This is a genomic window from Psychrobacter nivimaris, assembly GCF_043419765.1.
Classification (GTDB): Bacteria; Pseudomonadota; Gammaproteobacteria; order Pseudomonadales; family Moraxellaceae; genus Psychrobacter.
Map to the genome: position 1 here is coordinate 113302 of NZ_JBHOFX010000005.1, position 13961 is coordinate 127262.

Genomic DNA, 13961 nt, shown 5'->3' on the forward strand with positions numbered 1-13961 from the left:
ATTTTTAAGAGCAATAAATTCTATGGTTAATGTCTCAGAATCGAGTCCTGTCGATGATAAAAAAGCCCGTCTTAAGCATTTGATTAAACGCCTACCTAACTTGCCAGGGGTGTATAAGATGCTGGGTAAGAACGGCGACATCTTATACGTTGGTAAAGCTAAGTCGCTAAAAAGCCGAGTAAATAGCTATTTTGCCAAGACGATAGATCATCCAAAGACGCGGGCGCTAGTGGCGCGGATTCATAATATTGAGACTATTATCACGCGTAGTGAAACCGAAGCGCTGTTGCTTGAACAGAATCTAATCAAAGAACATCGACCGCCCTATAACGTGCTGCTGCGTGATGATAAATCCTATCTTTATGTGTTTATCTCAGCCGATAAGCCTTATCCACGTTTGGCTTACGGCCGCGGCAAAGGCAATCACCAAAAGGGTCGATTCTTTGGCCCGTTTCCCTCTGCACATGCGGCAAAAGAAACGCTGGTATTGATGCAGAAGATGTTTCAAATGCGTCAATGTACCAATACCTTTTTTAAGCAGCGTCAGCGCCCTTGCCTTGAGTATCAGATCAAACGTTGCCGTGCGCCTTGTGTCGGTTTGGTTTCGCCAGAAGAGTACGCAGAAGATGTGAATAACACCATCCGTTTTTTAAAGGGCGACTCTAGTGATATTCATAGTACGCTGATTGAAAAGATGGAAGCGTCAGCTGAAGCGTTAGATTTTGAGAAAGCAGTATTTTATCGTGATCAGTTGTCCATGTTGCGTGAAGTACAAGCAAGGCAAGCAGTCTATACCGTACAAGGTGAGGCAGATGTGATTGCGATTGCCAGTCAGGCTGGCATGACCTGTGTGAACGTACTGACGGTACGTGGTGGCCGTGTATTGGGCGGGAAAAACTATTTCCCAGATGTGGATAGTAGTGAGTCGCTAGCAGACAATTTATCGGCTTTTATTACGTCATTCTATTTCCAAGTGACCGATGATTTGCCTGCCGAAATCATATTAAGCCATCAGATACCAGATCAGGTGGCAGTGAGTGAAGCATTGGCAACGCACTTTGGTAATAAAGTAGTCATCAAGACCAATGTACGCGAACACCGTTCAGAGTGGCTGGACTTAGCTACATTGAATACCAGTAATGCACTAAAAACTAAGCTTGGCGATTATCTAGAGCTGCATGCACGATTTGGTGCACTAAAAGACGTATTGGCGACTGTCACAGATCGGACGATTGATCGCATTGAGTGCTTCGATATCTCACATACGATGGGTGAGGCGACCATTGGTAGCTGCGTGGTATTTGATCAAGGTGGCTCGCGCCGTCGCGATTACCGTCAGTATGCTATCCATGATATCCAAGGTGGCGATGACTATGCAGCGATGAAACAAGTACTGACTCGACGTTATAAGAAGCAGCCGTTACCAGATTTGCTATTGGTTGATGGTGGTAAAGGTCAGCTTGGTATTGCCAAAGAAGTATTAACTGAGTTGGGTATTCTTGGCGACACCTTGCTCATCAGTGTGGCAAAAGGGGAAGGGCGCAAGGCTGGCCTTGAGGTATTGCACTTTATCGATCACGAACCGTTAGATCTACCGATGGATAGCAAAGCATTGCACTTGCTGATGCATATTCGTGATGAGGCGCATCGTTTTGCGATTACTGCTCACCGTAAAAAACGCGATAAGCGTCGCTCGTCATCAGTACTAGAGGTAATACCGGGACTGGGTGAGAAACGTCGTCGTGATTTGCTCAATCATTTTGGTGGTATGCAGCAGCTGCTTGGTGCTTCGCAGCAGGAGTTGGCAGGCGTACAAGGTATCGGACCAGTACTCGCAAAAACGGTTTATAAAGTATTGCATGAGTAAAGAATTAGATATTATCAAGCAGCAGTTTTTATCTTTTTCATTGTCTATAAATACGACTGTGTGAAGATTAAAAAAAGGGCAGTCTTGGATAATTTTAATTATCCAAGACTGCCCTTTTTTTAATAGGCTTTTACTACTTATCAATTTCTACTTTATAAGTGGTAAATTTAAAGCTTAAATCGCTTTTTTCATCGTGCATTTGCTCAGACTCGTCTGCTACTTTAAAGCGTTCTGGCAGCTCAGGATAAAATGCATCGCCGTCAGCAATATTAGTATCTACATGAGTCAGCTCAATACGGTCGGTGTACATCAGAGCGTCACTAAATACTCGCTCACCGCCAATCACCCAAATCGTATCGAGATGCGCGCCATGAGCCAGGCTAGCTGCTTGTGTCAGAGCATCGTCTAAGTTGTGTACCACATAAGCATTGCTGCTATCTGCAAGACCTTTCGTCTCAGCATAGTCCATCTGTGTCGTGACAATGAAGCTCACACGCTTTGGTAATGGTTTGCTACCCATTGACTCAAATGTCTTACGACCCATGATCACGATACCTTGAATCTTACTATCATTTTCTTTGGTCGTCATGCTTTTGAAATGTTGCAAATCTGCTGAGATATGCCACGGTAGCTCATTGTTTTTGCCGATACAGCGATTGCTACTAATAGCAGCGATTTGGGCAACTTCGGTATGGGCATAGCTCATAATATATCCTTTTTATTGTATTTTTAAATCTTGCTTTTATTTGGCGTAGTTAACCAGACTAACTTTATACGGCAACTTTGGCCTTGATAGCAGGGTGCGACTCATAGTCATTGACGCTAATGTCTTCGTACTCAAACGCAAATATGTCCTTTACTTCAGGGTTCAAAGACAATGTCGGCAATTTATATAGCGAGCGTGTCAACTGTAGCTCGGCCTGCTCACGGTGGTTTTGATAAATATGACAATCACCACCTGTCCAAACAAACTCTCCAACTTCTAGACCACACACCTGCGCGATCATATGAGTCAATAGCGCATAACTCGCAATGTTAAAAGGCACGCCTAAAAATAAGTCAGCAGAACGTTGATATAGCTGGCATGACAGCTTATTGTCTGCGACAAAGAACTGAAATAACGTATGACATGGTGGTAGGGCTACTTGCTCTGCCTCACCTGGATTCCAGCCAGAAACAATCAAACGGCGTGAATTCGGATTGGTCTTTATCTGTTCAACGACCTGTGCGATTTGATCGACACCATCAGCATTATAACTAGCATCTTCATTTTTGGTCGCACCATAGTTACGCCATTGATGACCATAAATAGGGCCCAAATCACCAGCAGGTCTGTTAAAACGTGCTGTCTGTTCTGCTGTCGCCCACTCATTCCAAATACGAACGTTATTCTCTTGTAGATAATCAACATGAGTGCTGCCACTTAAAAACCATAATAGCTCATAAGCGATAGATTTAAAGTGAACTTTTTTGGTCGTTAGCAGTGGAAATCCCTCTGCTAAGTCAAAGCGTAGCTGCGCGCCAAAATGGCTAAGCGTACCCGTACCAGTACGATCACCTTTTTCAGTGCCATTGTCGAGAACGTGGCGTAGCAAATCTAAATAGCCTTGCTCGTTATTACTTTGGGTGCCATTGATCATAAAATGCTCTTTAGTTACTACTGACTGCGCATACAGGCTAGATGGATAGTCGATATATACACTGTCATTATTGAAAGTATTGCTAGGATAAGCGTTTTGACAGCTTACCCTATTTTAAGTCCTCAACCTTTATCACAAAAGGGTAGGCTTAATAAGCAGCTTGCTTACCCCAGTCGTAGATGCCGCGTTTATAGGCATAACCGATCAAGAACAGACCGATCATTATCATTGGGGCGCTTAGTATCTGACCTTTGGTCATCCAGCCTAGCAAGATGAATCCTTGGTCGATGTCTGGCTGGCGGAAGAACTCAATGATAAAGCGGCTAAAGCCATAACCAAGCATAAAGACACCAGTCACTGCCATACGAGGACGGGGCTTCGATGAGTACCACCACAAGAATAGAAATAACAGCAGACCTTCTGCAAGGGCTTCATACAATTGCGACGGGTGACGGGGCAACAGGTACTGACCATTGACCTCAGTCATCAGATCTTGTAGCGCAGGGTTGGCTTGTAGCTGCTGCATATCAACGCTAGCGGCCTGCGGAAAGTAGGTCAACCAGTTATAGCCACCGTCAGAGACGCGGCCCCATAGCTCGGCATTGATATAGTTACCAATACGTCCGAACAATAAACCAGTTGGTACACAGGGAACGACAAAATCGAGCACTTGGAAAGGTGTCTTTTTATATTTGCGGGCGAAATACAGCATACCCAACATGACACCAATCAGGCCGCCATGGAATGACATGCCGCCTTCCCAGACCTTGAACAGATAAGCAGGGTTTTGAAGCAGTTCACCGAACTGATAAAACAATACATAGCCGACACGGCCACCTAATATCACACCAAGTGCGCCAAAGAACACTAGGTCTGAGACCATATCTGTCGTCCAGCCTTCACGCTTGGTACTGCGATACCACGCCAGTCCGTAGGCGGCAGCAAATGCCAACAAATACATCAGCCCATACCAATGGACTTCGACGGGTCCAACTGCTAATGCTACAGGATCGTACTGAGGATGAATCATCATAAGGGCATCATAATATTGATAATAAAATGCTGACTATAATAGCAAATTTCGTTCGCTGGGCATACATAATTGCTATGACACCAATCAGAGTGTATGAGTAATTTGAGTTTTTTAGATAGTAGAGAATGTATAGGCTAAGCGTCAAAAAATAAGAAGTGAGGTGAAAAAAGTGACTTTAATTATGGAGTGTTTTCGTGATGATATGTAATCTTGGTAGCTAGCAGCTTGGGATAAAAATGCCATTTTTAGCATTATCGAGCGTTCACTACCAATTTGTATTATTACATCTATTATTAAAAGAAATTAGATGGCGACCAGATCTTGTACGTTATTTTCGACCATTGTGTCGCCTGCACCTTGTGAGACTACTTTACCACGTGATAGTACCGTGTAATTGTCAGCTAGATCTTCGGCAAATTCATAGAATTGCTCAACCAGCACAATGGCCATGTCACCTTTATCTGCTAGGTCTCGAAGGACACAGCCAATATCTTTTATAATAGAGGGTTGGATACCTTCAGTTGGCTCGTCTAAAATCAACACAGTCGGCTCGGAGGCTAGGGCACGGGCGATAGCGAGCTGCTGCTGCTGACCACCAGACAGATCGCCACCGCGGCGATGTTTCATCTCATCGAGTACGGGGAAAATATCATATAAATGCTTGGGTACATGTTTGGCCTTACTGCGTGAAAACTTTGCCATACCGATCAAAATATTTTCTTCGACCGTCAGTGTCGAAAAAATATCGCGTCCTTGTGGTACATAAGCTAAACCTGCTCGGACACGTTGCTCTGGAGACATCTTGCTGATGTCTTTATCATTGAGCAGAATCTCTCCTGATTTAATCGGCAATATCCCCATCAGGCATTTAAGTAGCGTAGTTTTGCCCACGCCATTGCGTCCAAGTACCACGCTGCACGCGCCTACAGGTGCTGTAAACGAGACATCTCGTAAGATATGACTGCCGCCGTAATACTGGTTGATATCGTTCACTTGTAACATAGCTGTCTCCTAAACTCTAAAACTTTTCTAATATTTTAAAGGGAATATTCGTTTGGCTCGTCTAGATGATTCGTTCGGCTATCGACCTAAGTAGGACTCAATCACTGCCTCATTGGCTTGCACTTCAGCTAACGTACCTTCGGCCAAAATCGCCCCTTGTGCCAATACCGTGACTTTTTCACTGATGGCATCGATAAAGGTCATATCATGTTCGACTACTACTAATGTATGGTTCTTTTTAAGCCGTAGACACAGCTCGGCGGTATGCTCAGTTTCTGCATCGGTCATACCTGCCACTGGCTCATCAAGCAAAATCAGCTTGGGGCTTTGCATCAGTAGCATGCCAATCTCTAACCACTGTTTCTGCCCATGTGAAAGCAATCCAGCGGGCTTGTTGATCTTATCGGTCAGGCGGATTTGCTGTAGGGTAGCGTCGAGGGTATCGCGAGTATCGGCATCGAGTTTGTTAAATAAGCTTTTGACCACACGTTTGTCTTTTGGTGCGGCAAGTAACAGATTATCCATCACCGTAAAATTTTCAAAGACAGTAGGTTTTTGAAACTTACGGCCGATACCTGCTTCAGCGATTTGTTCGGTAGATAAGCTGGCAAGGTTATGAGTCTGACCAAAAAACACGCTGCCTTCCGTAGGGCGGGTTTTACCTGTAATGACATCCATTAATGTGGTTTTACCCGCGCCGTTGGGGCCGATAATACAGCGTAGCTCGCCTTCTTCGATATAGAGCGACAGGTTGTTGAGTGCGCGAAACGAATCAAACCAAACGCTCACATCTTCTAAATACAGAGCAATACCATGGCTAAAGTCGACGCCTGATTTTTTGGGGTGACTGAGACCGTCACGTCCATCAGTATGATCATATTCAGACAGCGCTTTGGTCGATTGTTCAGTTGATAAGGACTTATCGTTTAGCATTATTGTTTCTCCTTTTTGAATCGATCGAACAAGCCCATAATGCCATTGGGTAAAAACAACGTCATGACGACGAATAGCCCGCCTAATATTAATAGCCAAAACTCAGGGTAGGCGACCGTGAAGTAGGTTTTTACCGCGTTCACTACACCAGTACCTAAGATCGCGCCAATTAAGCTTCCTCTACCACCAGTCGCTACCCAGACAGCTATCTCAATTGAGTTCACTGGGTTCATCTCACTCGGATTGATAATGCCGACTTGCGGCACGTATAGCGCACCAGCGATACCAGCGATGACAGCGGATAATACCCAAGCGGATAGCTTGTACCACAACGTACGGTAGCCCAAATACTGCAAGCGGTTTTCGCTGTCACGAATCGCACCAAGTACTCGCCCATAAGGTTGGTTCATTAAATGACGCAAACCCATATAAGAGACTAATAATGCTACGGCCGTGACAAAGCACAGCATTGAACGAGTAGAGGCAGCGGTAATGTCATAGCCGAGTAAGGTGGTAAAACCAGTAAAACCGTTGTTACCGCCGAAGCCTGTCTCATTACGGAAGAATAGCAAGGCTGCTGCATAGACCATGGCTTGGGTGATGATAGAAAAGTACACCCCTTTAATTTTTGAGCGAAAGGCAAAGAAACCAAAGAGAAAAGCAACCAAGCCAGGCACTAATACAACCAGTGCGACTGCCCACCAAAAATGCTGCGTGCCAGCCCAGTACCATGGCATTTCGGTCCAGCTCAAGAAACGCATAAAATCAGGAAGCGCATCGCCTGCTGTCTCACGTGTTAGATACATGCCAAACGCATAACCACCCAAAGCAAAATACAAACCATGTCCCAAGCTCAAAATACCGGCATAGCCCCAGACAAGATCTAATGCCAAAGCCACCATAGCTAGCGCCATGATTTTGCCAATCAGGGTAATCCAGTAGGCTGAAAGGTGAAAGGCTGAAGTCTCGGGCATAAGATGTAGCCAAGGCAGTATCAGTAGTACAGCAAAACACAAGCCAATTAAAACAGCACTACGCGGCGTATCAGACAGTAATTTGGTCAGTATCATAGAAGTCTCCTTATTCGACAAAGCGGCCTTTGAGTGCAAATAAACCTTGTGGCCGTTTCTGAATAAACAGAATCACAAGAACCAACAACACAATCTTTGCCAATACTGCACCGATACCAATCTCAAGTACCGTACCGCTCACACCAAGTCCTAAGGCAGCCAATACTGCGCCCCATACTTGTCCGACACCGCCAACGACGACGACCAAAAACGTATCAATGATATAAGTTTGACCCAGATCAGGACCGACGTTGCCGACTTGGGCAAGGGCGCAGCCAGCCATACCAGCCAGTCCAGAGCCCAACCCAAATGCCATCATATCAATACGTGCAGAGGGGATACCGACAGCACGTGCCATTTGACGGTTTTGGGTGACAGCTCGTATAAACAATCCAAAGCGGGTTTTGTTGAGTAAGTACACCAAGAGTGCCACGACGATGACGGTAAAACCAATAATGGCAATACGGTTGTAAGGCAGTACGAGGCTTGATGACACCTGATAGGCACCGCTGAGCCATGCCACGTTACTGACTTCAACGTTCTGCGCACCAAAAATCATCCGTACCAATTGCATCAGAATCAGACTGACGCCAAAGGTCGCCAGTAAGGTTTCTAGCTCACGACCATATAGTGGGCGAATGACAATGCGCTCAATAATCATACCGATGATGGCACTAACTAAAAAAGCAGCCGGAATAGCAGCAAGCAAATACCAACCTGCCATATTCGGTATATAAGCTTGAAAGAAATTTTGAACCATATAAGTGGTATACGCGCCAATCATGATTAGCTCACCATGCGCCATATTGATGACGCCGAGCAAACCAAAAGTAATGGCGAGACCAAGTGCCGCTAGCAGTAAAATGCTGGCGGTACTCATACCAGTAAAGATATGTCCCGTCCATGTGCTGATCTCGATACGGCGTGACACGCTAGATTCAGCATCGATAAGTGCAGCTTTGAGCGAGGCATCTAAGTTATCCGCAGCGAGGGCAGATTCAATATCGACCAAAACTTGTGGGTTATCACTATCTGCAAGTAGATTGACCGCTGCAATCTGAGTGGGCAGGTCGCCGTTTTTGAAATCAATACGCGCCTGTAGAGCAATTAGTGCCTTTTTGACTTTAGCGCTGTCCTCATTTGCTGCAGCAGAGGTGATAATAGATGGATCTACTTGGTCAATATTATCGGCCAAAATCTCTACAGCTTGTAGGCGCTGTGCGGGCTTGTCAGATGCTAGTTTCACCTTAGCTTGACCAAAGATGAGCGCTGAACGTAGGGCATTGGTCAGGGTGATTTGTGATAAATCACTTGGCCAATCATCAGTCTCTTTTTTATCAGGATAAGTAAACAGCTGGTCATCTTTATTCAGTAGATACGTTTGCCCACCGTTGCCTTGATATAGCTCATCATTGGCAATAAATTCAACCAAACTATCTAAACTCTCAACGGATCCTGGCCAATCACTTAGCATGGCTTGGCGTTTACTAAAATCACCTGCCACAAATTGTTGAATGGCATCATCTGAGTTTGTAGTTGCTGTTGAAATACTTGAGGTGCTAGCTTGAGTGGAAGTGGCTACGTTGACAGGTGTGACCAAGGATTGCTCACTATGAGCGATATCCGTATCGTGGTCATGTACCTGACCATTATGATCCGCATACGCCGTGGTGGTGAATGTTGTTATGCATAATGCCATCAATGCAAGTAATCGCAGAGGCGCATAAATTGAAAAACGAGCCGCATGCTGCATGACTTCACTGGCTGATGCTTGTGGGTTATTTCCATTTTTGGACGATGTTTGCCCTACAAACGGGCGTAAAGTATGGTGCTGCATGTGCGGCTCCCTGTTTTTCACAGACAACAAACCCTTAGCCACTACTACTTAACGGATTAAGCGATAGAAGAGTTGATAAAGTTTGGTGTTATTTAAAGGTTAAGAATAAGTGTTGAAAATAAATGTGAAAAGTAGGCGTTAGGACTGTTATCAGTGTCGTTTATCCATCCGCCTACTATTCAGTTACTATCCATGTGATTTTCAGTATCATTTTATTTTTAGGGCAGGTTATTTAGGAATGTACTCGCTCCATGGCTGGGCTTGGATGACTTCTGGCGTTTTGAAAATCGTATCAAACTGTCCGTCGGCACGGATTTGACCAATCATGACAGGCTTCCATAGGTGATGGTTTTCTTCATCCATTTTTAGCGTGTAGCCAGAAGGTGCGTCGAACGTTTGTCCCGCCATGCTAATACGTACTTTATCGACATCAGTCGTACCGGCTTTTTCGACAGCTTGCTTCCACATATTGATACCGACATAAGTAGCTTCCATTGGATCATTGGTCACGACTTTTTCAGCATTTGGTAGTTTTTGGTCCAATGCATACTGCTTATAGCGTTTGGTGAAGGCACTGTTGGTTGGGTTTTTGATCGACATAAAGTAGTTCCACGCCGCCAAATGCCCTTGTAGCAGACTGGTATCGATACCGCGTAGCTCTTCTTCACCGACTGAGAATGCCATGACCGGAATATCTGACGCTTTGATACCTTGGTTCGCTAGTTCACGATAGAACGGAACGTTTGAGTCGCCATTGATGGTCGAGATAACCGCGGTCTTTTTGCCCGTTGAGAACTTTTTGACGTTAGATACGATGGTTTGATAATTGCTGAAACCGAATGGGGTGTATTCTTCCATGATGTCTGCATCAGCCACGCCTTTTGATTTCAAAAATGCCTTTAAAATCTGGTTGGTGGTGCGTGGATAGACGTAATCAGTACCTAACAACACAAAGCGCTCTGCGCCGCCACCTTCTTCGCTCATCAAGTACTCTACTGCCGGAATAGCTTGCTGATTTGGTGCCGCACCAGTGTAAAAGATGTTTTCTGATTGCTCTTGTCCTTCGTACTGTACTGGATAGAACATCAATCCGTTTAACTCTTCAACTACAGGTAATACGGATTTGCGTGATACCGATGTCCAACCGCCAAAGATAACATCTACTTTGTCTTGAGTGAGTAGCTGACGTGCTTTTTCAGCGAATAATGGCCAATCAGAAGCAGGATCGACGACGACTGGCTCTAGTTGCTTACCAAGCACGCCGCCATTGGCATTGATTTCATCAATCGTCATCAACGCGGTATCTTTTAGAGAGGTTTCAGAGATGGCCATGGTGCCAGACAGCGAATGTAGAATGCCGACTTTGATAGTGTCGCCATCAGCAGCAGGCTCGGTGGTCGTTTCTGTGCTAGTTTCAGCGGTTGTCTCTGTTGAAGCTGCAGTTTCAGCAGGTTTTTGACAACCAATAAGACTTAAACTGCCAACGACGGCTACCGCTAGTAACGAAAAACGTGATTTGATTTTTCCGTGTGATTGAGGGTCTACTACTTGAGTGTTGGCTAAAATTGGTAACGAAAACATGGACATCTCCTAATAAATACAAAAGGTAAAATAATGTTCCTGAACACCTATTAAGAGTTCAAGTTCCGTGCCAAGTTAAAAAAGCCAATAATCGAGTAATAATTGAGCAATAATTAAGTTCTGATTAATATATTCATTAATTTAGTGCAGGATGGTTAATAAATTGCACCATAAAGGGGAGATGAACAAAAAAATGGTGCAATGTTAAAAACCAAATTGTTGAAACTTAATAGCTGCCACATGAAGAGATTTATCGGTAAAGGCGCTTTTTACTAAAAATGCTGTCTGCCAAAAGCATTTATTGCCAAAGACCTGTAAAACGGCTACGGTAATATCTCTAAGATAGTTACTATTTTGCGCGTTGAGCCAATGCATGGCTGCCGTGAGGGATTTTACTGCTAAGGAATGATATATGAACGCACAATTAATAGAGTCATCTGTCTCAACAGGCCATGGCAGCGTATTACCGCCGCTTAATCAAATAACTAGATTTGCTATTCTTCCATTTGTACTTAGTAGTAGTGCCATTTTGGGATTGTCTTCGGCACAAGCGGCCACCAGTAGTGTTGAGCAAGTGACTATTTATCAAGGGCTAGCGAGCGTGACGCGCGCATTGCCAGTCACAGGTAGCGGTGAGCAAACGGTGGTGTTTTCGTGCCTGTCACCTTATATGGATAAAGAAAGCCTAAGCGTACAGGCGACAGGCAGTGTCAACGTTGGGGAAGTTAGTATTGAAGAGTTGACAAGTGAGCAGGCAGCCCAGTGCCAATATCAAGGTGACGCCAAAGTACAGACACAACAAAATACCCTAGCCAATATCAATGCTGAATTAGAAGCGGCACGGTTAGCAAAAGCCTACTTGCAAAATCTGACCAAAGCCACGCAAGTCAATACAGATAGTACGATTGCCAATAATGCCCGCGATATAGAAACTCAAGCGACCAGTATTAACCAAAGAATTTTAGAGATTCAACAGCGACAAGCGCGTGCCCAAGACGCATTGAACCAACTGATGGCAGGCAGCGCGACATCGACCTTTAACAAGGTGACACGGGTGAGTGTACGTACGGCAAGCCGCTCGCCGAGTAGTATTAAGTTGCATTATCAAGTGCAAGGTGCAGGTTGGGAACCTGCGTATCAAGCTCGTCTAAACACAAACAGTGACCAATTAAGTATTACAGCCTCTGCGATTATTGCTCAGCAAACTGGCGAGAACTGGACAAACGTACCACTGACACTCAGCACCGTGAATCCCAATCAAAGTACGACAGGGCAACTGCCATATGTGCAGCGTCTGTCATTGTATGAAGAGAGCGAAGATGCCCGAGTAAGACGCGAGCTACCTATGATGGATGCGTCCCCTGTTATGATGGAAGAGCCTGCTTATAACAAAGGAGCAGGCGTACCGATGGCACCGCTACCGAATTTTACGGTCAGTAGCCAAAACAAGAATGGCATCATCGAGTATCGTTTACCGCAGTTGGTCAGTATTCCGAGTGATGGGAGACGGGTACGTACAGTGATTGGGGAGCAGGCAGGTAATAGTAAGCTCTGGATTCGTAGTACGCCAAGTGTTGAGACTGCTGCCTACTGGTATGCATCAGCGCCGTTTTTGACACCGGACTGGGTCGATGGTTCGCTACAGTTGTACCGTGATGACAATTATGTAGGTCAGTCGCGTTATAATTATCAAGTGCTAAAAGAGCAGGGGATTGGATTTGGTCGTGACTCAAATATGCTCGTAAAAGAGCTGACCAATGAAGATAAGCAAGGTGAGAAAGGTGTGCTAAACCGTATGCAAACACTGACGACCACCAAAGCATATCAGTTTACCAACCAGCACAATCGTAGCGTACGCTTACAAGTACTGGGCAGTGAGCCTATCAGTCGTGACGATAGTTTAAAGGTTGCGGTGACGCATACGCCGCCTGTGACTGAGCGAGATTGGAATGACAATCAAAGTATGGTGGCGTGGGAGTTTGACTTACCAAGTAAGCAATCACAAGTAATACGTTCAACTTCCCAAATTAATTATCCTGCCAATAAATTGCTAACTGGCAATTAATAATTAATATCTATAAAGGCTACCTTATCAATAGGTAAAGTTTGAAATAATATTTTTGCCTTTATTAAAAATTACCCGCATAACGAAAATTATTATAAAAGGAAAGCTATGTGTATTGTCGCTATTGCTTGGCAATTATTTGATGAGCTACCGCTGGTCCTACTGTCTAACCGTGATGAATTTTTGCAGCGCCCAACTGAGCCGCTCCACCAGTGGTCTGATCAACCTATTTATGCTGGACGTGATAAGCAAAGCGGCGGCACGTGGTTAGGCATTCATCAGCAAGCGTCACCAGCGCAGAATCCAGAGTATTATGAACAAAATGGTCGTTGGGCTGCGGTATTAAATTTCCGTGATGGGGTACAGGCAAGCAGTGATGAGCGCTCACGTGGTGCGTTGGTCACTGAGTTTTTAACAGGAACTCTAAGTCCGATGGATTTTGCACGGCAGATTGATTTGCAGGATTATGCGGGTTTTAATCTGATCATTGGCGACGCTGCGCAAGCTGTGATCGTCAATAATCGTGGTCATGCACCCACGCCATTGTATTCAGGTTTACATGTTATCTCTAATGGTCAACCAGAGGACAGTTGGTTTAAGACAGAGCGGTTGCGCGGGCGACTACGTCAAGAAGTGCTGCCATTGATTGCCGAGGATAGCTCACCTGCGTACTGGCAAGCGGCGGCTTTTAATGTCTTGTCAGATAGTACCAAAGCACCAGAAGACAAACTGCCTGTTACTGGTGTGGCATTTGAAGTAGAGCAGATGTTATCGTCTGTTTATATTGAACCCGTCGCTTTTGGCGATACTGAAACTAGCAAACCTACTTATGGTACCCGCACTCAAAGCATCTTAACGTTGCGCAAAGAGAGAGATACGGGAGCAAACTACACGGCTGACATTATTAGCCGAGAATTTGATAGTCACTAACAA

General features: G+C 45.0%; 11 protein-coding genes. 3 read left to right on the plus strand and 8 right to left on the minus strand.

All coding sequences use genetic code 11. The features are described from left to right. The first annotated feature begins 22 nt into the window (after positions 1–22). Positions 23–1867 carry an excinuclease ABC subunit UvrC gene (gene uvrC, locus ACHEVO_RS11880; protein WP_160022103.1) on the plus strand — a complete coding sequence of 615 codons (1845 nt, stop codon included), beginning with the start codon at positions 23–25 and terminating at the stop codon, positions 1865–1867. A gap of 133 nt (positions 1868–2000) precedes the next feature. On the opposite strand, the gene ACHEVO_RS11885 is transcribed toward uvrC, so the two are convergent. From ACHEVO_RS11885 to urtA, 8 genes are all read right to left on the minus strand, one after another. Further along, entirely contained in the window at positions 2001–2573 is a 573-nt protein-coding gene (locus ACHEVO_RS11885) for a dihydrofolate reductase (RefSeq protein ID WP_394125060.1), read from the minus strand. 64 nt (positions 2574–2637) lie between these two features. Continuing rightward, entirely contained in the window at positions 2638–3507 is an 870-nt protein-coding gene (locus ACHEVO_RS11890) for a thymidylate synthase (RefSeq protein WP_394125061.1), read from the minus strand. 148 nt (positions 3508–3655) lie between these two features. Next, entirely contained in the window at positions 3656–4540 is an 885-nt protein-coding gene (gene lgt / locus ACHEVO_RS11895; RefSeq protein ID WP_394125062.1) for a prolipoprotein diacylglyceryl transferase, read from the minus strand. 303 nt (positions 4541–4843) lie between these two features. Next, positions 4844–5542: an urea ABC transporter ATP-binding subunit UrtE gene (gene urtE, locus ACHEVO_RS11900; protein WP_394125063.1), complete on the minus strand. Its 699-nt coding sequence runs from the start codon at positions 5540–5542 to the stop codon at positions 4844–4846. A gap of 78 nt (positions 5543–5620) precedes the next feature. Further along, the gene (urtD, locus tag ACHEVO_RS11905) at positions 5621–6430 is read right to left on the minus strand and encodes an urea ABC transporter ATP-binding protein UrtD (RefSeq protein ID WP_394125096.1); all 810 of its coding nucleotides are present in this window, start codon (positions 6428–6430) and stop codon (positions 5621–5623) included. Between the two features lie 44 nt (positions 6431–6474). Continuing rightward, positions 6475–7545, minus strand: a complete 1071-nt coding sequence (gene urtC / locus ACHEVO_RS11910; RefSeq protein ID WP_394125064.1) for an urea ABC transporter permease subunit UrtC — start codon at positions 7543–7545, stop codon at positions 6475–6477. Between the two features lie 10 nt (positions 7546–7555). Next, positions 7556–9244: an urea ABC transporter permease subunit UrtB gene (urtB, locus tag ACHEVO_RS11915; RefSeq protein ID WP_394125097.1), complete on the minus strand. Its 1689-nt coding sequence runs from the start codon at positions 9242–9244 to the stop codon at positions 7556–7558. A 366-nt stretch (positions 9245–9610) separates the two neighbouring features. After that, positions 9611–10963, minus strand: coding sequence for an urea ABC transporter substrate-binding protein (gene urtA, locus ACHEVO_RS11920; RefSeq protein ID WP_201549056.1), 1353 nt, complete (start codon positions 10961–10963; stop codon positions 9611–9613). 412 nt (positions 10964–11375) lie between these two features. On the opposite strand from urtA, the gene ACHEVO_RS11925 reads away from it, so the two are divergent. Next, positions 11376–13028, plus strand: coding sequence for a DUF4139 domain-containing protein (locus ACHEVO_RS11925; protein WP_394125065.1), 1653 nt, complete (start codon positions 11376–11378; stop codon positions 13026–13028). A 108-nt stretch (positions 13029–13136) separates the two neighbouring features. Beyond that, entirely contained in the window at positions 13137–13958 is an 822-nt protein-coding gene (locus tag ACHEVO_RS11930) for an NRDE family protein (protein ID WP_394125066.1), read from the plus strand. Positions 13959–13961 lie beyond the last annotated feature (3 nt).

What these genes read in the sequence shown, in the direction of transcription:
- uvrC (WP_160022103.1), top strand. Translation starts at nt 23, where the DNA reads ATGGTTAATGTCTCAGAATCGAGTCCTGTCGATGATAAAAAAGCCCGT.
- ACHEVO_RS11885 (WP_394125060.1), bottom strand. Translation starts at nt 2,573, where the DNA reads ATGAGCTATGCCCATACCGAAGTTGCCCAAATCGCTGCTATTAGTAGC.
- ACHEVO_RS11890 (WP_394125061.1), bottom strand. Translation starts at nt 3,507, where the DNA reads ATGATCAATGGCACCCAAAGTAATAACGAGCAAGGCTATTTAGATTTG.
- lgt (WP_394125062.1), bottom strand. Translation starts at nt 4,540, where the DNA reads ATGATGATTCATCCTCAGTACGATCCTGTAGCATTAGCAGTTGGACCC.
- urtE (WP_394125063.1), bottom strand. Translation starts at nt 5,542, where the DNA reads ATGTTACAAGTGAACGATATCAACCAGTATTACGGCGGCAGTCATATC.
- urtC (WP_394125064.1), bottom strand. Translation starts at nt 7,545, where the DNA reads ATGATACTGACCAAATTACTGTCTGATACGCCGCGTAGTGCTGTTTTA.
- urtB (WP_394125097.1), bottom strand. Translation starts at nt 9,244, where the DNA reads ATGGCATTATGCATAACAACATTCACCACCACGGCGTATGCGGATCAT.
- urtA (WP_201549056.1), bottom strand. Translation starts at nt 10,963, where the DNA reads ATGTTTTCGTTACCAATTTTAGCCAACACTCAAGTAGTAGACCCTCAA.
- ACHEVO_RS11925 (WP_394125065.1), top strand. Translation starts at nt 11,376, where the DNA reads ATGAACGCACAATTAATAGAGTCATCTGTCTCAACAGGCCATGGCAGC.
- ACHEVO_RS11930 (WP_394125066.1), top strand. Translation starts at nt 13,137, where the DNA reads ATGTGTATTGTCGCTATTGCTTGGCAATTATTTGATGAGCTACCGCTG.